The sequence below is a fragment of the Aquimarina muelleri DSM 19832 genome, from assembly GCF_000430665.1.
GTDB lineage: Bacteria > Bacteroidota > Bacteroidia > Flavobacteriales > Flavobacteriaceae > Aquimarina > Aquimarina muelleri.
Map to the genome: position 1 here is coordinate 46,150 of NZ_AUML01000027.1, position 20,032 is coordinate 66,181.

Below are 20,032 nucleotides of genomic sequence, written 5' to 3' on the forward strand. Positions count from 1 at the left end.
TGAATTTGCATTCCTCAACCCTGAATTTGCATTCCTCAACCCTGAATTTGCATTCCTCAACCTTCGCTTCGCTCAGGTTTTGGATATATTAGCAGAATGATATAAGCTTAAATCGACATATTTCTTAAGTTGATTCAACTGATTGACATCCTTATTATATTTATCATTTTTCGCTTCCCTTTGGCTAATTCACCAACAAAAACGTCTCGACACATTTTTTTTACGTTACTCTTCAAAAATCACTCGACGAGACAAGGAAATTCAAAATACTTGAAATATGATATTTTCTACCATATTCTTATTTATAGATACACTTCACTTCCTTTTTCTTTAAATTCTTCTGCTTTTTCCTGCATTCCTTTTTCGAGTGCTTTTTGATCATCTATCTCTTTTTTGGCTGCATAATCCCTAACTTCTTGAGATATTTTCATCGAACAGAATTTTGGACCACACATACTACAAAAGTGTGCTATTTTGGCTCCCTCTGCCGGCAATGTTTCGTCGTGATATTCTCTTGCCAGTTCTGGATCTAAGGATAAATTAAATTGATCTTTCCATCTAAATTCGAAACGTGCTTTGCTTAATGCATCATCCCTATGTTGCGCTCCTGGGTGTCCTTTTGCTAAATCTGCGGCATGTGCTGCTAATTTGTATGTTATAACTCCTGTACGTACATCTTCTTTATTAGGTAATCCTAAATGTTCTTTTGGAGTAACGTAGCACAGCATAGCTGTTCCATACCAACCAATCATAGCCGCCCCGATTCCTGAGGTAATGTGATCATATCCGGGAGCTATATCTGTGGTTAAAGGGCCTAATGTATAAAAAGGTGCTTCTCCACAGGCTTCTAACTGCTTATCCATATTTGCTTTAATCATATGCATTGGCACGTGCCCTGGCCCTTCGATAAATGTTTGCACATCGTGTTTCCATGCAATTTTTGTTAACTCTCCTAGTGTTTCCAATTCTGCAAATTGTGCTTCATCATTAGCATCTGCAATACAACCAGGTCGTAATCCGTCTCCAAGAGAAAATGCCACATCATAGGCTTTCATGATCTCACAAATTTCTTCGAAATGGGTATATAAAAAACTTTCTTTATGATGTGCAAGACACCATTTTGCCATTATAGACCCTCCTCGAGATACAATCCCAGTAATACGCTTTGCTGTCATGGGTACATATGCAAGTCGTACTCCTGCATGAATCGTAAAATAATCTACTCCTTGCTCTGCTTGCTCGATCAATGTGTCTTTAAAAATCTCCCACGTTAAATCTTCGGCACTCCCATTTACTTTTTCTAATGCTTGATATATTGGTACTGTTCCTATAGGTACTGGCGAGTTTCGAATAATCCACTCTCGTGTTTCGTGAATGTTCTTTCCTGTAGAAAGATCCATAATATTGTCTGCTCCCCAACGACATGCCCAAACTGCTTTTTCTACTTCTTCTTCGATACTTGAAGTTGTTGCAGAATTACCAATATTAGCATTTATTTTTACTAAAAAATTTCTTCCCAAAATCATTGGTTCTGCTTCTGGGTGGTTTATATTAGATGGTATTACTGCTCTACCTCTGGCAACTTCCTCTCTTACAAACTCTGGAGTAATTACCTCGGGAATACTAGCTCCAAAGTCTTGTCCTGGGTGTTGCTTAGATAGTCTTTTTACTTCTTGTAATTTTTGATTTTCACGTATTGCCACGTATTCCATTTCGGGAGTAATAATACCCTGTTTTGCGTAATACATTTGGGATACATTTTTTCCTTTTTTTGCTTTTTTTGGTTTACGCAAATGATTGAATCGTAAGTGATCCAAGCTAGAATCCTGTAATCTTTCATTACAATATTTTGAAGAAAAACCATCTAACTCCTCTACATCTCCTCTATCCAGAACCCATGGTTCGCGTATTGGCTCTATACCATCGTGTACATTTATCTTCTTATCAGGATCGGTATAAGGGCCACTGGTATCATATACTGTTACGGATTGATTTGGGGTTCTTTTTTGTGTCATACTATCTACTGTATCATCTAATTCTATCTCACGCATAGCAACCTTAATTTGCGGATGAATAGTTCCTTGTACATAGATTTTTTTTGAACCTGGAAAAGGGGTTGTACTGATTACAGTGTCTTTTGGTGCTGTATCTTGTTTTTTCATAATTATGGATTTATACGCTATTTATATTTTTGAATTTACCGCAATAAAAATTCTTTTTTCCTTTATGGTAAATTCAAAACATAATTAATTGGTATTAGAACTTTTTTTGATAGATATCTAACGATTAGTTTTGTGTATGAATTTTTGTTGTTTTAAAATCACCCTCCTTGTGTTGCTTGGATAATGGTTACCTGATCTTCTTGTTGTAAAAATGTTTTTTTCCAAGTTTCTTTAGAAATAATTTGATTATTGATAGCTACAGCAATACCATTAGTAACCATATTTAATTGTTCTAAGAGGTTTTCTATAGAACTGTTTTCTGAAATGGATTGCAATTGATTGTTAACGTTTATGGTCATCTTTTTGATTTATTAATCCATAAACTTTAGGTAGCAATTACCTATTTTGAAGAAGAAATATCCCATATAAATTATGTGATATTAACTTTTCCCTTCGTCGGTACTAACCGCATCAGGTTCAAAGGGTATTTCTCAGACCTAACCAAAGTTAAGATCACCCCTAAAGTTTATGTTATAAAAGTAATAAAAACTTATACAAAAAGGAGATTAAAATTAATTTTAACCTCCTTTTGTATTTAAAACTTTACTGTTGCTCCTACCAGAAAATTAATTCCTGCTTGCGGATAATATCCTGCTCCTTCTACTGTAGTAATGGTTCCGGGGGTTGTAAAATCATCATCGTATGTAAAAAAGTATCCATTAGATACATACTCTACATCAAAAATATTATTAACCAACCCGGTAAGTACTATAGATTTAAAAACTGGGATATCTTTAATTTCATATACTATATTAAGGTCATTTATAAAAAAACTGTCTAGTTTAGAGGTTTTGCTATCGATATTCCCCATATATTGCTCTCCTACATATTTAGATAGTAATCCTATTTGAATATTTTTTATGGGCTGGTATATAAACATGTTACCTGCTACAACATTTGGTGAATATGAAATATTTGTATCTCCTAAATTAACCAAGTTACCATTTCTGGAGGTTATAAAATCTCTGTTTTTATTAGTACTAATGGCAATATTAGGTTTTACTATAAATTTATCTGTTAACGTTATATCTGCATCTACTTCGAGTCCTAAACGGTAACTCTCACCACTGGTAGCTCGTATTGGTGCTCCTACATCGTCTAAGGCTCCTGTTAACACTAATTGATCTTTATATCCCATATAATAAATATTAGTGTTTACTGTTATTTTATTTTTGGAGTACCTCCATCCAAATTCTATATCATTTAGTTTTTCGGCGGTGTCGATACCGTTTTCAAAATCATCTCTTCTAGGTTCTCTATTGGCAATCGCAAATGACAAATATGTACTATTAATTTCATTAATTTTGAAAGTTGCTCCAACTTTAGGGTTAAAGAACTGATAGGTTTTATCTACTACTAAAGGTTTTCTTTTAGAAGTAAGTCCTGATGTTTCATAGGATACAAACCTTCCTTGTAAATCTAAAAAAGCACTCCATTGGTGGTTGATCTTATAGGTACTTTTCCCAAAAATGGTAAACTCATCTTTTTTTGCGTTTCCAAAATAATAACGATCTCGAATCTCTGATGTTCCTGTGTTTTGTGCCCATATTACTTCTCCAAAATGGTCTCCATCGTATCTACTATAAAATCCTCCAAAATCAATATCAATCGTCTTATTTTTATAGTTTGCACTTGCGTTTATAACATAAAAATCATTATCTAACCATCTACGACGTATTAAATCCGTTGTATTAATGGTATCTCTTATAGCGACATTAGCACTATCTCTTACGGTTATAAAAGGCACAAAATCATAATCAGCAAAATCTTCATCTTCTTTATATTGCTCAAAGAATCCCCGGCCATAGGTGTAATTTAATCCTAAATTTGTTGACCAGTTATTGTTATATTTCTGATTCCAATGTAATTGATAGTGATCTTGTTTGTAGTCATCTACTTCATTATCATAAAAAAGGGTATTTCCATTATCATCAGTATATTTCCCTGCTGAATTAAATGTTCTATTAGATTTTAAGGTTTTTTCATCGACACCGTTCCAGGATTGATATGTTACTTCATGCCCTCCAAACGTAATTGCCTTAATTAATGTATTATCATTTACATAAGATCCTTGTAAGAAATAAGATTTTAGATCCGAGGATGCTCTGTCTACATATCCATCTGATGCTATTGCAGATAATCGACCTGCTATTTCGATATTTTCATTAAGTAATCCTGTGCTAAATTTTACGTTGTGTTTTCTGGTTCCAAAAGACCCGATGGTATTAGATATTTCTGCATTAGCAGATTTTGCAACTGCATCTGTAAGTAAGTTTAAGCTGGCTCCAAATGCTCCTGAACCGTTGGTAGAAGTACCTACTCCTCGTTGTAATTGAAGGTTTTCTATGGAGGATGCAAAGTCAGGAAGATTTACCCAAAATGTACCCTGACTTTCTGAATCATTAAAAGGTATTCCGTTTAAGGTTACATTTACTCTAGAGGCATCACTACCTCTTACTCTAATATAGGTATACCCAACTCCAGTTCCTGCATCTGTAGTGGTAACTACTCCTGGCAAATAGTTTAATAAAACAGGAATATCTTGCCCCAGATTACGTGTAGCTAATTCTTTTTTAGATATATTAGAGTGTGTGATTGGCGAATCTGCTTCTACTCGAACGGATTTAACCAGAACTTCTTCTAGTTTTTCGACTTTAGTTTGAGTAGAATCTATTGGTTTTTCTTGAGCTATGACACCAAAACTCAATACCAAAAGTGCGATGGAAAATAGTATGTTTTTCATTCGTAAAAATTAGTCACGAATAAAAGGGGTTATTATTCTATATTAAATAATGGATTTAGAAAGCACAATAACATTGTTGTACTTCGCTATTTACATAAAATTCTTTTAAGTAACTAGCAATCCCTTGGCAACATTACCTGCCCAGGTTCATTGGGTATGATCTCAGCTTCATCCTAGGATTTCGGCACCCCTTTGAGATTTGTGCGCAAAAATACTCTCTTTTACCTATTTATGGTAACTTTATTACAATAAAATCTAAAGTTTATCTAGATTTTTCAGTTTTATAGCTTAGACCCTCTTTTAAAACTACACAAAACATTTAAGCTATAAAATAAAAAAGTAACTTCGTATTCAGGGATATATTTTTCAAAAAAAATTATTAATCATCAAGCAATGCTTTTTAATTTTTTAAGTTAATGAAGCTAGGTCAAATAAGATTATGAAGAATACGAAAAGATCGGTTACTTTTAAAATAATAGCAGGCTATTTTCTTGCTGGTTTACTTGCAGTGACTGCTTTTTGGGTTATTTATCAACAGATAAGTAACTATACTCAAATTGCAGAGATTAAAAATGAGAATAATCAAAAACTTTTTCTGGTTGGAGAAGCTATAACTGGTTTGTATGAGGCTGAAAGTCTAACACGTAATATCATACAAACTACGGATGTCTTTAAATTTGAAATATATAAAGCCAAAATAGATACTATACTGCTAACTATAAATGAAGTTTCTAAGATATCTGACGATACACTACAAACCCAGAAAATTGATAGTATCAAATACCTTATTGATAGCAAAAACGAAAATCTTGAAGAGCTTATTAAAATTTATGAACAACGAAAACAAAAGGGCTTGTACGAAACTGCTATCGATGAGCTTAAAAAAATAAATAAAAGTTTTGATGGGTATACAGATTATGATATTCGATTTAAAAAATATGATCCACGAACTAGGAGAGCACTAATCAGTATATTAGAATATACTAAAAAAGATAATGCCAAAAGATTAACGAATCAAACTGTAGACTCATTGGCAACTTCTGTAAGACAGGTGCTTGCCGAGTTAGAAATCAAGGATAAAAAATACAAACGAGAAATATCTATGAAAGAAGATAATCTTCTTTCAAACGATCAAATTATAACAAAACAGCTAAGAGATTTACTTGCTGCTATTGATCATAATGAAAGGAAGCAATATCTAGCTCGTCTTGAAGCTTCTAGCAGGATACTAGATAATACCTCTAATATAATTTTAATAATTGCCTCGATTAGTTTATTAATCGCTGTTTTATTTCTTTTTTTAATTACTAAAGATATTTCTAAAAGTCAAAAATATCGTAATGAATTAGAAGCTGAAAAAACGTACACCGAATCTCTTTTGAAAACACGAGAGTCTTTAATTAACACCGTTACTCACGATTTGCGTTCTCCATTAAATACTGTGATCGGATATTCGGATTTACTTGAAAGAACAGAACTAAATAATAAACAAAAGCATTATTTAGACCACCTTAAAAAATCCTCTGATTATATTTTACATTTAGTAAACGATCTTCTTGATCTATCAAAATTAGAAGCTGGTAAAATGGTAATTGAAGAACTTCCTTTTTCTCCAAAGAAGCTAATAGAAAGTACTATATCTAGCGTTATTCCTATAAATGACAAGAAAAATCTCGATATAAAAATTATAATTGAGGATCCATTAAAGAAACAATATTTGGGAGACCCCTTTAGACTAAAGCAAGTATTAATCAATTTAGTAAATAATGCTTACAAGTTTACAGATAAAGGGTCTATTACTATTCATAGTAAAATTACTGAAAATGGTTTATTAGAAAAACAATTAGTTGTTTCTGTAAAAGATACCGGGATAGGGATTACCAAAAAACAACAACAGTTTATTTTTGAAGAGTTTTCTCAAGGAGATGATAATACCGAAAAAAGATATGGTGGTTTTGGTCTGGGACTTGCTATTACAAAAAAAATAATTAAACTTTTGAATGGTCGTATCGAACTAAATAGCACTCCAGGAGAAGGTAGTGAATTTATCTTCTACATACCAATTAAACGATCTAGTATATTAATTACTGATGAAGAACCTGAAAGTTTAAAAGTTCAGAGTTTTATCAATAAAAAGGTTTTGATTGTAGATGATGATCCTAGTCAACTATCATTAACAAGTGAAGTAGCTTCATTAGCTGGATTAACGTATGATATTTGTAAAAATGGTTTAGAAGCAGTATCCTTATTAGAAACCAACACATATAATCTGGTACTTACTGATATTCAGATGCCAAAAATGGATGGTTTCGAGTTATTAGAATCTATAAAAAATAACACTCCCATATCTAACATACCTGTTATTGCTTTATCTGGAAGAACAGATACGTCTTTTTTAGAATATCAAAAAGCTGGATTTATAGCTAGTTTACAAAAGCCATATGCTCCTAAAGATTTAATTAATCTTATTGCTAAAGTACTTAATGTTGATCTAGCTGGCAAGGAAAATATCATAAGTGATAATGATTTTTCTGATGATCCCTACTCTCTTAATGATTTAATGCTCTTTGCTCATGGGGATTCTGATTCTTTATATGCTATTTTAGATACTTTTTACAAAAGTACTATCGATAATGTTAAGGATCTAAAATTAACAGTTCACAAAAAAGATACCGATTCTATTCAAAAAATTGCACATAAAATGCTTCCTATGTTTAAACAAATCAAAGCTAAAGAAGTTATCGCAACCTTAGAAAAACTAGAACACCCAGATTCTTATAATCTGGACAAAAAATCAATATTGTCTTTAACAAATAAAAGTATCACAGCAATAGAACACTTAATGAAAAAACTGAAAACTGAAACTTAAAGACTGATATCATATTGTTTCAATTTATTATATAGTGTTTTACGGTCTATAGAGAGCATTCTGGCGGCTTTAGCTTTATTACCGTTGGCTTTTTCTAATGCGTCCAGAATTAATTCTTGTTCATTTTGATTCTTAAACAACCCATACGTTTGTTTTGTATTATGAGATGCATAAGCTATATCATTTGGTAAAACATCTAATACGATCATATCATTTTGAGAAAGAAGAACCGATCGTTTTACTATATTTTTTAATTCTCTTAAATTACCTGGCCAGGTATATTTTTTAAAAGCTTCCAAGACTTCGTCTGTAAACCCTACAACATTTTTTTCGAGGTCTGTATTTGATTCTTCGAGAAAATGATTTGCAAAAAGCATCAAATCTTCGATCCTATCTTTAAATGGTGGTACTTTTATAGAAAACTCATTAAGTCTATGATACAAATCTTCTCTAAATTCGCCTTCCTTTACGGCATTACTTAGGTCTTCATTGGTTGCGACAATTACTCTTATATCTACTTCTATTTCTTTATTGCTTCCGACAGGTTTAATTTTACGTTCTTGAAGGGCTCTTAATAATTGAACTTGTAATTCATAGTTTAGATTCCCTATTTCATCCAAAAATAATGTTCCTCCATTTGCAGCTTCAAAATGACCTACTTTATCATTTACTGCCCCAGTAAAAGATCCTTTTATATGACCAAAAAACTCACTGGATGCCAATTCTTTAGGTATCGCTCCACAGTCTACTGCAATAAAAGGTTTATCTGCTCTTTTACTAGCTTTATGAATACTACTTGCTACATATTCTTTACCCGTACCACTATCTCCTATTACTAATACAGACATACGGGTAGGAGCCACTAATGCTACATATTCGTTAAGTTTTTTAGAAGCATCACTAACTCCTCTTACAAAAGAATCATTAGTCTTTTTGGGCGTTATTGCAGGAGAGGCATGTACTCTTTTTTCATTATTTTCTTTCTCTGAAGGACTTGTAAAAGATAATGCTTTTTCTATAGTATCCAGAATTTTATCTGGATTAAATGGCTTAGAGACATAATCAAAAGCTCCTTGTTTAATAGCATTAACTGCCATATCAATCTCTGCATAACCAGTCATGATAATTACTTGAGTTTTTGTATTATTCCTTAAAATTTCATCTAACAAAGCAATACCATCATTATCTGGCAATCTCACATCTGTAAGCACAAGATCAAATACTTCTTGTTTAATTTTCGGGATGGCTTCATTACCCGAATATGCTGTAGAAACCTCATAATCTTTCTTTTGTAAAAAAGTTTTAAGCATTGTACAAAAAGCAACATCATCCTCTACAATAAGTATCTTAGACATATTTTAATTATTTATTATCTTTTTTAAAAAAGCTATTGTATAAAATTACAATATAAAATATTTAGTTAGAATAAAAACATAAAAAAAGAGACTCTTGGGATTGAGTCTCTTTTTTAGCACTAAACAACTTTATATCGTTCTTGGTTGCAAAACGATATCCTTTTTCTACCCCTAGATTTAAGATTTATTGTCGTTTGGCTTTATCCATTTGCCATTAGTGCTTGCAAATACAACTTTTGTGTTTTCGTTTTTATCTTTTAGGATAATCTTATATGTATTATCCTTTGACATGTATGCTTTTACAATTCGTAACTTTTCATAATCTTTTGCTGCCGCTTCTTGAATAGGCAATGGCAGTTCTACAATATTTATCTCAGTATATTCTTGTAATTCGTGATCATAATCCCAAAATTCATAACTATCACTAAGAGATGCTAATTCATCTTGACCTAGAGCACCCTGAGCCGAAAAAATACTTACTATAATTCCTATTATCATTGGTAACTTTTTCATTGGGTTACTGGTAAACTTATTTCTACGATTAGATAAATAGTAATAATTGTTCCAAAGACAAAAAATCATTTTTTAATATTATAAATAAATGATTTTCAGTGTATTAAAAGTTATAGTGTATTTTAAAAAACGTGTTATAAAATGTAGAATCCTCACAAAGATGTAGAAATATTACACGTTTTAAGGTTTACAACTATTTTATTCGAAAGGTTTTCTTCTATTTGCCTTCTTTATGGCATGTTTTTGCTTTGTATTCAATCTCTTTTGAATAGCATTTCTGGATGGTTTTGTTGGTTTTCTTTTTTTAGGAATATAGAGGTTAGCCTTAAGAATATCTAAAAGTTTCTTAATCACTAATCCTTTATTTTTATGTTGACTTCTACTATCGCTACATTGCAGGAGCAGAACTCCTGATTTAGTTACTCTGGAGGATAATTTTTGGCACAATCGAATTTTCTCATCCTTTGTTAAACCTAAAGATTCAACTATATTAAAAGTAAGTTCTATTTTTGAAGATACTTTATTAACATGTTGCCCACCTGCTCCTGAGCTTCGAACAGCTTTAAACTTTAATTCATTTATAACAACAGCGGTGTTCACGAAAAGAGTGTTACCTGATGTGCTGATTTCAGTAGGTCATTTACTGTTTTCACAGGATTAAAAGTGGTTAAAGGTACTTCTACAAAGACACTAATCCAATTAGACATCGCTCCATTCCATAATCCAGGGAGTTCTAAAGCTTTTAAAACTTTACCATTCATTGTTTTATCGGTAATAAATCCAGCTTCGGGATCTACAAAATCTAATAAATTAAATTTATTGCCTTTATAGTTTCTAACTCCACAAACTAAATCTACAGGATTAAAGTGAGTTGCACTTTTAAGTATTTCCTCTTGTCTATAATTTGTTTTATCAATTTGAGGGGTCTCTATAATTTGTAAAACAGATCTTCCGTTTTCTCGTTTAATCCAAAACGGACCTCCCCCAGGTTCTCCCTCGTTAATTACCATACCACAAACACGAATAGGACGATACAGAGATTTTCTTAAAAATTGAAGCTTATATTTATCTGCAAATTTATCAAAATCTAAGGGTAATGTTACGTTTAATTGCTGTACCAAAAACTTTTTAATGTCTTTCATTTCTGGTTCTGTTGGATTTTTTTGATCGATTGAATTTAAAATTCTAAATACTTCTTCTTGGATTTCTATTAATTTACCTGCTAATACTTTTTTATATCCTGAGACTTCGTCTTGATATTTTTGAACTACAACATTATCAATATTTTTAATATAAATAATATCTGCATCCAGATCATCCAAATTTTCGATCAATGCTCCATGACCTCCTGGTCTAAATACTAAAGACCCATCTTCTTCTCTAAATGGTTCATTATCTTCTGTTACTGCAATTGTATCTGTTTCTGGTTTTTGAAACGAGTATGTTATATCAAAATTTGTATTTGTTTTTTCTTCTACTTTTTTCTTTATTCTTTCAAACTCATCTTTAAAAGCTTCGAGATGTTCTTTAGAAATTGTAAAATGTAGTTTAGAATCTCCTTTATCATTAGTATTATATCCTGCAGCTTCATACAAATGCTCTTCAAAAGATGTTGCAGTGCTATCTGTATATTTATGAAAAGGAAATACTCCTTTAGGAAAAGTTCCGTAATTTAATCCTTTTTCTTTCAGCATCATTTCTACAAATATATAAAGCTGCCTTCCTTCAGATAAGGATTCAAATTTTGGATATACACTTTTTACTTTTTCCATTACAATATCATAAAAAGGAAATTTTTCTAGTCCTATTAAAAAAAGTCGTATTGCATTTGCTTTTTCATGATTTGTATACGAGTTAAGGCTCTCCTTTTCGTAATCGTAATTATCCAAAAACCGAAATAGATCTTTAAACATTCTTGTTGCAGCACCGGATGCAGGAACGAATTTTATGGTTTCCAGATCTGCTAGTCTAGAATTATATAATTTAATAAGTTCTGATTGATAGTGCTCAGAAAATTTAAGAATTCCATTATCCAAAGTAGCTGCGCTTCTTAATGTTACAAAAGGAATTCCATTTTTAAATGTTTCAATTTGGGAAAGCACTTTATCTACTGTTAATCCTTTTGATTTAATTAATTGGATATCTTTATCTGTTATATTCACTTTTATTCTTGTATTATTTGGCTTATACTTTTCAATGCACTTTGAAAACGAGATATTTTATCTCCTTTTATGACGACATACGGAAGATTATGTTTTTCTAGACATTCTTTAAATCTTAAAAACATCTCTTCTCGCTCTTGGGGTTTATCTCTAAGATCATCTGAGATCCAAGGAACGTCAATATAAGTTAAAAGATATAAATCGTAAACATTTTCTAATGAAATTTTCTTTAAGGTTTCTGGCACTAATCCATCATAATACACTTCTGAATATACTTTTAGTTCTAAAAGATTTGTATCACAAAAGAGTATTTTATTTGCTTTTTTAGCGAGCGTATTCTCTAATTTTATTTGTCCTTCTGCAATGGCAAGCATATCATCATATGCACAAATTGTTTTGGTTTCATTCCATTTTTTCTGTAAATATTCTCGCATATACTCAGGAACCCACTGCGTATTATAGTGCTTTGCCAATTGTTTTGACAAAGTGGTTTTTCCTGTACATTCTGGCCCAAACAAAACTACTCTTATACAGCTGCCAGGTTCTTGTCTAAGCTTTTCTTCCATGAAAGGTATCCAAAAATTGCAATAATGGTAAATAATAAATATTGAAAACTTGTTAGTGTAAATCCTTTATAAAAGTATAGTGGTATAGAAATAATATCCCCTATAATCCAAAATATCCAGTTCTCAATTTTTCTTTTAGCCATTAACCACATTCCTACAAAAAATATAGCTGTAGTTATGGTATCTACATAAGGAGTCCAGCCTTTCCATTTATCAAAAACCACATATACTCCAAATACAAAAAGCAAGGTCATGACAAAAATTATTATCGCAATATTCTTTTCTTCAATAGTTGTTCTAGAAATCGGGGTTACGCGAGTATCATCTATCTTTAATGTCCATACATACCACCCATAAATACTCATGATAAAATAATATACATTGATCATCATATCTCCTAATAACGACCATTGCAATAATAAATAAACATAAATAGCAGTACTAATAATACCTGTCGGATACACCCAAATCTTATTACCCCAAGCAAATAGAACACTTAATAATCCGAAAATTGCCGCTATAATTTCGAGGATTATATGTAGATTAGAATATTCTGAATACTGACTGAAAAAAAAATCAAAAATGGGGTTCATAATTACTTCTATTACTTTTTACCATTTTTATATACACTAAAACATGCTCCATATCTCCAAAGGCTCTTTTGATCTCTTGTGTTAAAAAAGGCATTACTTTATCATATTCTCCATAAACTTGAGTACTAAGGGGATTTTCTAAAATAGTAAACTCTGATAGTCGTAATTTTTTTATAAAACGAATTATATGCTCTTCATAATCATCTTGAAGTGGTGTAAGAGTAAGCTCTATAGATATTTGCATTTTCTTTAATTAACTTTAATAATTCTAGAAACGCAAAGGTAAGTAACTGTTTTTGATAATGTATGAACTTAAATCTACACTTAACCTCAACGCACGTATAAACTAATTTTTATATAGAATCCTTTTATGTCGTTATGTTTCTGTTGCTGGCAACGCATAAACACATGTAAATCCTTCAAATTCGATAAAAGACATATCATAATGACTAATTTTATCTTTGTAATTGATTGCCCCATAAACAAATGGATATTCTAGATCAAAAGGAGATAGATATATATCTTGTTCAAAGCTTAATCCTGAAGTTGCATATAATTTGTAGAGGGATTCTTTGGCTCCCCATATTATAGTTAATATACGAATCTTTTCTAATCCATTTTTTGGTATATGACTATTTTCATAATCGTTTACAAATTTATGAGAAATTTTCTCAATCTTTTCTCTTTGCTTTTCAATGTCAATTCCTACTGGTTTATCGCTAATGACAATACCTGCAAATTCATAAGAGTGGGTAATCGATATTTGTTTACCATCTTTAAGATGTGGCTTCCCAAATTCATTATAATATAAATCATGATCTGTATATCCTGCAACTGCCAGTAAATGCCTTACACTCATAAAGCCTCGACGATGCATTTCTGATTTCATATTATCAACTCTATTTTGACAAATTTGTGTTAATTCTATTCCTTCACAAAGAGCTTCATAAGACTCTTCAATCTTCCAAATCAACACATTAGTGTTTGTATCTACTGTTATAGTTTTGTAAAGAGGCATTTACATTCTTAAAGTTATTATGTACCTTTGCAGACTAAAAAAGAGATTCTGCTTTTTTTTCAAAAAACGAATTTAGAACAATTTTGTGCAAAATACCAAAATGCACTTCATAAACATAAAATAAAAACTATGAGTACCAAAACAGTACCTTATATTCCTTACAAAGTAAAAGACATATCATTAGCTGCTTGGGGGAGAAAAGAAATAGAATTAGCTGAGGCAGAAATGCCCGGACTTATGTCTCTTCGTGAAGAATACAAAAACGAACAACCTCTTAAGGGTGCTCGCATTGCTGGATGTCTACACATGACTATACAAACAGCAGTACTAATCGAAACATTACAAGCTCTTGGCGCCGAGGTAACTTGGAGTTCTTGTAACATATTTTCTACTCAGGATCAAGCTGCTGCTGCTATTGCTGATGCTGGAATACCTGTATATGCATGGAAAGGTATGAGTGAAGAGGAGTTTGAATGGTGTATCGAACAAACTTTATTTTTTGGAGAAGATAGAAAACCCTTAAACATGATTTTGGATGATGGTGGTGATCTTACCAATATGGTATTAGATAAATACCCAGAATTAGTAGGTGATATTAAAGGCCTATCTGAAGAAACTACAACTGGTGTTCATCGTTTATACGAAAGAATGAAAAATGGAACATTACCAATGCCTGCCATTAATGTAAATGATTCTGTTACAAAATCGAAATTTGACAATAAGTATGGATGTCGTGAGAGTGCTGTAGACGCCATTCGTCGTGCTACAGATACTATGCTTGCTGGTAAACGCGTAGTTGTTTGTGGATATGGAGACGTAGGTAAAGGTACCGCTGCATCTTTTAAAGGAGCAGGCTCTATTGTTACCGTTACCGAAATCGATCCTATATGTGCTTTACAAGCTGCTATGGATGGTTTTGAAGTAAAAAAATTAGAAACCGTGATCGGAAATGCAGATGTAATAATTACTACAACTGGTAATAAAGATATTGTACAAGCACAACATTTTAAAGCTTTAAAAGACAAGGCTATCGTATGTAATATAGGTCATTTTGATAATGAAATAGACATGGCGTGGCTAAATAATAATCACGGAAGCACAAAAGACGAAATCAAACCACAGGTAGATAAATATACTATTGATGGAAAAGATATTATCATACTTGCTGAAGGACGTTTGGTAAATCTTGGTTGTGCAACAGGACATCCTAGTTTTGTAATGAGCAACTCGTTTACAAACCAAACACTGGCGCAAATTGAGCTTTGGAAAAATTCTGAAAACTATAAAAATGAAGTGTATATGCTACCAAAGCATTTGGATGAAAAAGTAGCAAAATTACACTTAGAACGTCTTGGAGTAGAGCTGGAAACATTACGCCCAGAACAAGCTGAATATATTGGGGTTACTGTTGAAGGACCTTTTAAACCAGAATACTACAGATATTAAAGAGATTGTTGTTGTGGTTAAATTTAAACCATTTCCCTTTTAATAAACAAGAAACCTCTTACCTATACGATAAGAGGTTTCTTATACAATTTAATTTTGAACTTGGTATTATTAAAATTTCTTTTACTTATACTTATTGCTTAGCAGTAACTTTTATAAGAAAATCTTTACTTCTTCCATTAAATCCTTCAATTAAAATTTCTGAATCTGAAAGGGGTAGGATTTTTTCAGTTTCAAAATGCTCTAATTTTTTTCCTTTTATCTCGCGGGTATTAAATATCGATTCTTTTTTAACTTCCCCCGTTTTATCATTAATAATATAAGCAGTAAAATACCCTCCTTTACCATCTGTATGTTGATATGGAACCTTATCTTCTGGCAGGTTTAAGTTTTTTACATTATCTAAATACAACAAATAATGATGATCCCCTGCAAACATATGGGTATACGACATAGATCTTTTTCGATTTACTCCTTTTTGTCTTTTAGGCAACTTATGCATCCATGCCAACGACCCATCTGCATTTATTTTAGCGACCAAAATATCTCTAAAATGAAAAGACAAACCACTTAACGACATCATAAAAGCATCTTCATTAAAAACTTCATTCCTTTTAGGAAATCCTTCTCCTAAATCTCTTTTTTGCAATATATACCGTTGTTCTCCTAAAATTAAAAAACTACCATCTTTATTTAAAGCAATAGAATTAATTTTTAATAGATTAAAAGATGGTTTTTCATCTAAACTTTCTTCATTTTTCTTGATATTACGCTTTTTTCCCTTGCTAGAATATTTATTTAACATTTCAACAGGAAAATCATAGCTTTTAAAATTACTGACAGCTCCATCTTTGTCTAATTTAATTGTAAAAACACCTGTAGCTTGCCCTTGTTTATTTGAAGAGAACAATAGCCCTGCTGTTACTTTATCAGGATTTTTACAGGTTCCAGCTATTACAATATCACCTTTTGCATTTTCATAAAGAGATGCTTCATCTATAAATTTATCTCCTATTTCTATTTTATTTTTAATAATCGAATTTGTATTCTTTTTTATTTTAAAAAGTTCTAAGTGATAATTGGCATCTTCTTTATTTTTCTTCTTTTCGTCTGTACTATCATCTTCATATACTGTTGCCAACATATAAAAATTACCTTCTCTGTCAATAGTATAATCCCCATTATTCATTTTTTTCTCTGTATATGGCATTTCTACGACTTCATTCCATTCTAACTTTAAATCCGAATCAAAAATATGCATTGCAATTCGGTCAAAACTTTTAGAATCATCTCTAAATTCAGGTTTTAACCTATATGTTACTAACAACTTTTTATTATCAAATGATTTTTTAAAGAAGTATTTCCCTCCAAAAACCCTCATTATTGTTAATGATTTTGAACTAGAAAGCTTATGCCTAACTATAACTATTTTTCCTTGCTGGCTAAGAAAAGTATATGGGTCCCCTACCGTTAAATCTTCTAAAGAAATATTAACCGCCATTAATGATTCTATTTGTTTACTTCTATCCCAAGCTTCGTAAAAAAACACAGCTTTATCTCCTATCTGCATTATTTCTTTATTCCCTCCTTTACTCTTCATAAATTTTTTTAAATCTACTCTTTTAAGTTCTTTTAGGGTTTTTGGATCAAATTTTTGTATAATTAAATCTGATTTTTTACTATTTATTGCTACTATATAGTTTTTGTGTTTGAAAAATACTTTTATTTCACCATCTGTTTCCTCATACTCTTCGCCCACCTCTACTGTAAAGTTATCGGATAGTTTTGGGTCTTGAGAAAATATATTAATTGTGACCAGGAATAATAAGAGTAAGTATTTATTTTTCATTTTTAGATTTTAGATTTTTAAATTCGACAACAAATATATTCTTTTTAAAGGACAGATATATAGCTTTTTATATGAATTATAATTTAATATCACACTAACAAATCATACAAAAATACAAATAAGAGAAGTGAGGTAATATAAATAAAAAAGCCCTTTTCTATATAGAAAAGGGCTTTTGTATAACAAAGGAAAATATGTTCTATGCCTCGAAAGGAACTATAGAAACATAAGATTTATTATCTTTCTTTTTAGTAAATTTTACCAAACCATCTACTTTTGCATGTAAGGTATGGTCTTTACCAGCATATACATTTTCACCTGGTTTATGCGCTGTACCTCTTTGTCTTATAATAATATTACCAGCTATGGCAGCTTGTCCACCAAATATCTTTACGCCTAGACGTTTTGATTCTGATTCTCTACCGTTTTTTGAACTACCAACTCCTTTTTTATGAGCCATTTTCTTTCGGTTTTATATTGTTAATACTAGCAAGATTATTTTTTGATCCCGCCGTCTAATTTATCTTGTAATTCTTTAAGTTCATCCCACTTACCATTCGTAGCTAAAGTAGCTTGCTCTGGCCAAGTATCTGTTACTAAATGAGATAATCTAGAACTAGCTTCTGTAAGAATAGAACTTAGTTTTTCAGGTTTTGTTTTAGCTACTTTTGCAAAAGTATCAATCCCTGCTTCTACCAATGCTTCCATAGCTTTTGGCCCAACACCTTCTATCTTTTTAAGATCATCTGCTTTACCAGTAGCTTTTTTAGGAGCTGCCGCTTTAGCTTTTGGTTCTGCTTTTTTTGTTTCTGTTTTCTTAGCTCCAGAAGTAACTATACTTTCGATAACAATTTCAGTAAGAGATTGACGGTGACCATTTTTAACACGGTATCCTTTACGTCTCTTTTTCTTGAAAACAATAACTTTATCACCCTTAAGGTGTCTTGTGATTTTTGCTCCTACTTGAGCTCCATCTATAGCTGGGGCGCCTAAAGTAATATTATCTCCATCTGCAGCAAGAAGAACTTTATCAAAAGAAACTGTGTCTCCTTCTTCTCCTGCTAAACGATGAACAAATACTTTTTGGTCTTTTGCAACCTTAAATTGCTGCCCTGCTATCTCTACAATTGCGTACATAGCGTAACGTTTAATTAATTATTTTTTACTGTAAAAGAACTTACCTATTTCGAATAGGCGGGTGCAAATATACTGCTAATTAATTAAATGACAAATATTTTACACCTCTATAGCACCTGATTTATATATTTTTTTGGTATTCCAACTTTCTTTAAATAGTTGCATAAAGGATAAGGTTAAAACAAAAGTAGTTGCAAAACCCATAATTGCTGCTACAAACACCACTATACCGACACCCACATGATAATGAGAACTCCAATTCATTAACATTTCTGGTAAAAAATTAGTGTTTATATTGGTAACATATATAGCAAAAAAGATGACAAATATAATAGTCGCATTAAAGCCCGTAAAAAGCCCTGCCATAAAACCTTTTTGAAATTCAAAATGTTTACCTTTTTCGTGTTTATAATCTCTCATAGCTTTGTATAGCCCAAAAGCAACAATAACACCATTACCTACACTAAAAACAGGATTAGTTTGTACTCCAACTAAAGAGAGAATTAAAAAATAAACTATAAGCCCAATAGCAATTAAGACTCCATACCTAACGGGAATAACTGATTTTTTCATATTCTTTTTCTTTAAGATTCTTACTTAAAGATAAGAAATTTAAAAGACCCCCGTCTTAAACACGTGTTAATTTACTGTTTTACAACGATATATGTTATTTGTTTCTATTTGCTAAATAAACTCCAAAAACAATAACTCCTGAAGCTAGCACTTGATAAAAACTAAACCGTTCATTATCCATTACTCCCCACAATAAAGCTACTATAGGTATAGTATATGTCACAGAACTGGCAAATACAGGGGTACTCATTTGCACCAATTTATTAAACAATACTTTTGCTATACCTGTACCCACTACCGCAAGAACAGATACATACATTAAACTAGTATGTATTTTAGGATCAGTAATTATTTCTGTTTTAAAAAAATCTGAAAAACCAAGTACTATTAATGCAGGAATAACCAATATGATAAAATTTCCATTAGCAATCGCCATTGGAGATATATGTTGCATGTATCTTTTTATAATATTTACATTTACAGCATAACAACATGAGGCACAAAGCACTAAAAGAGCATACCAATAGTTTTGATCAGGATTTATAGATGCTCCTTCTAAAATCAAAGCAAGACAACCCACCAAACCTACAATTACCCCTATAAACTGATTTTTATTAAATCGAACAGAAAAAATTAACACTCCCAAGATTAAAGTCACTAAAGGAGTGGTAGAATTAAGTATGGACGCTATACCGCTATCTATTTCTGTTTCTGCAAAAGCAAATAAAAAAGCAGGTATAAATGACCCTGCAAAAGCAGATACTGCAATCCATTTCCAATCGGATGCCTGAATAGTTTTTAAGCTTTTAAAACCTATTAAAAACAAAAATAATGCTGCAAATAGTGTCCTTAATGCTCCCAATTGCATTGGAGTGAGCCCTATAAGCGATTTTTTTATAAGAATAAATGAGCTACCCCAAACAAGAGACAGTATCCCCAAATACAGCCATTTAAGCTTTATATTTTGCATTTCTTAAAAAGTAAGT

General features: G+C 31.5%; 18 protein-coding genes and 1 riboswitch. Of the genes, 2 read left to right on the plus strand and 16 right to left on the minus strand.

Translation table 11 applies throughout. The features are described 5' to 3' along the window. Positions 1-302: 302 nt before the first annotated feature. The 3 genes from thiC to H527_RS0111870 all read right to left on the minus strand — a co-directional run bounded on the left by thiC (position 303) and on the right by H527_RS0111870 (position 4,965). A complete protein-coding gene (thiC, locus tag H527_RS0111860; protein ID WP_027412920.1) occupies positions 303-2,162 on the minus strand; it encodes a phosphomethylpyrimidine synthase ThiC in 1,860 nt (619 codons plus the stop codon). Between the two features lie 158 nt (positions 2,163-2,320). Continuing rightward, positions 2,321-2,521: a sulfur carrier protein ThiS gene (gene thiS, locus H527_RS0111865; RefSeq protein ID WP_027412921.1), complete on the minus strand. Its 201-nt coding sequence runs from the start codon at positions 2,519-2,521 to the stop codon at positions 2,321-2,323. 72 nt (positions 2,522-2,593) lie between these two features. Continuing rightward, positions 2,594-2,693: riboswitch (TPP riboswitch) on the minus strand. A 64-nt stretch (positions 2,694-2,757) separates the two neighbouring features. Next, complete coding sequence (locus H527_RS0111870) at positions 2,758-4,965, minus strand: TonB-dependent receptor (protein ID WP_027412922.1); 2,208 nt, start codon at positions 4,963-4,965, stop codon at positions 2,758-2,760. A gap of 439 nt (positions 4,966-5,404) precedes the next feature. Between H527_RS0111870 and H527_RS21985 the strand changes: the two genes are divergently transcribed. Beyond that, entirely contained in the window at positions 5,405-7,834 is a 2,430-nt protein-coding gene (locus tag H527_RS21985) for a hybrid sensor histidine kinase/response regulator (RefSeq protein ID WP_035088020.1), read from the plus strand. Here H527_RS21985 and H527_RS0111880 read toward each other — a convergent pair. The 8 genes from H527_RS0111880 to H527_RS0111915 form a co-directional block, all read right to left on the minus strand. Next, positions 7,831-9,189 carry a sigma-54-dependent transcriptional regulator gene (locus tag H527_RS0111880; protein ID WP_027412923.1) on the minus strand — a complete coding sequence of 453 codons (1,359 nt, stop codon included), beginning with the start codon at positions 9,187-9,189 and terminating at the stop codon, positions 7,831-7,833. The two genes, H527_RS21985 and H527_RS0111880, sit on opposite strands and share 4 nt — an antisense overlap. A gap of 177 nt (positions 9,190-9,366) precedes the next feature. After that, positions 9,367-9,702, minus strand: coding sequence for a hypothetical protein (locus tag H527_RS21990; protein ID WP_035088022.1), 336 nt, complete (start codon positions 9,700-9,702; stop codon positions 9,367-9,369). Positions 9,703-9,900: 198 nt separating this feature from the next. Next, positions 9,901-10,302, minus strand: coding sequence for an alternative ribosome rescue aminoacyl-tRNA hydrolase ArfB (arfB, locus tag H527_RS0111890; protein ID WP_027412924.1), 402 nt, complete (start codon positions 10,300-10,302; stop codon positions 9,901-9,903). After that, positions 10,299-11,864: a DUF4301 family protein gene (locus tag H527_RS0111895; RefSeq protein WP_027412925.1), complete on the minus strand. Its 1,566-nt coding sequence runs from the start codon at positions 11,862-11,864 to the stop codon at positions 10,299-10,301. The genes arfB and H527_RS0111895 overlap by 4 nt, the downstream gene beginning before the upstream one ends. Before the next feature lie 2 nt (positions 11,865-11,866). Next, complete coding sequence (locus H527_RS0111900; RefSeq protein WP_027412926.1) at positions 11,867-12,430, minus strand: AAA family ATPase; 564 nt, start codon at positions 12,428-12,430, stop codon at positions 11,867-11,869. Further along, positions 12,391-13,023: a nicotinamide riboside transporter PnuC gene (gene pnuC, locus H527_RS0111905; protein WP_027412927.1), complete on the minus strand. Its 633-nt coding sequence runs from the start codon at positions 13,021-13,023 to the stop codon at positions 12,391-12,393. The genes H527_RS0111900 and pnuC overlap by 40 nt, the downstream gene beginning before the upstream one ends. Beyond that, positions 13,007-13,267: a hypothetical protein gene (locus H527_RS0111910; protein ID WP_027412928.1), complete on the minus strand. Its 261-nt coding sequence runs from the start codon at positions 13,265-13,267 to the stop codon at positions 13,007-13,009. Before H527_RS0111910 ends, pnuC begins: the two co-directional genes overlap by 17 nt. A 132-nt stretch (positions 13,268-13,399) precedes the next feature. Next, entirely contained in the window at positions 13,400-14,041 is a 642-nt protein-coding gene (locus H527_RS0111915; protein WP_027412929.1) for a 4'-phosphopantetheinyl transferase family protein, read from the minus strand. A 129-nt stretch (positions 14,042-14,170) separates the two neighbouring features. On the opposite strand from H527_RS0111915, the gene ahcY reads away from it, so the two are divergent. Further along, a complete protein-coding gene (ahcY, locus tag H527_RS0111920) occupies positions 14,171-15,487 on the plus strand; it encodes an adenosylhomocysteinase (protein ID WP_027412930.1) in 1,317 nt (438 codons plus the stop codon). A gap of 133 nt (positions 15,488-15,620) precedes the next feature. Here the strand turns inward: ahcY and H527_RS0111925 are convergent, their stop codons facing one another. The 5 genes from H527_RS0111925 to H527_RS0111945 form a co-directional block, all read right to left on the minus strand. Continuing rightward, entirely contained in the window at positions 15,621-17,336 is a 1,716-nt protein-coding gene (locus tag H527_RS0111925) for a hypothetical protein (protein WP_027412931.1), read from the minus strand. 199 nt (positions 17,337-17,535) lie between these two features. Then, positions 17,536-17,796 (minus strand): 50S ribosomal protein L27, encoded by a 261-nt coding sequence (gene rpmA / locus H527_RS0111930; RefSeq protein ID WP_027412932.1) that lies wholly within the window; start codon positions 17,794-17,796, stop codon positions 17,536-17,538. A gap of 35 nt (positions 17,797-17,831) precedes the next feature. Further along, positions 17,832-18,473 carry a 50S ribosomal protein L21 gene (gene rplU, locus H527_RS0111935; protein WP_027412933.1) on the minus strand — a complete coding sequence of 214 codons (642 nt, stop codon included), beginning with the start codon at positions 18,471-18,473 and terminating at the stop codon, positions 17,832-17,834. Positions 18,474-18,572: 99 nt separating this feature from the next. Further along, entirely contained in the window at positions 18,573-19,046 is a 474-nt protein-coding gene (locus H527_RS0111940) for a DUF4199 domain-containing protein (RefSeq protein WP_027412934.1), read from the minus strand. A gap of 94 nt (positions 19,047-19,140) precedes the next feature. Further along, positions 19,141-20,016 carry a DMT family transporter gene (locus H527_RS0111945; RefSeq protein WP_027412935.1) on the minus strand — a complete coding sequence of 292 codons (876 nt, stop codon included), beginning with the start codon at positions 20,014-20,016 and terminating at the stop codon, positions 19,141-19,143. Positions 20,017-20,032: the final 16 nt, after the last annotated feature.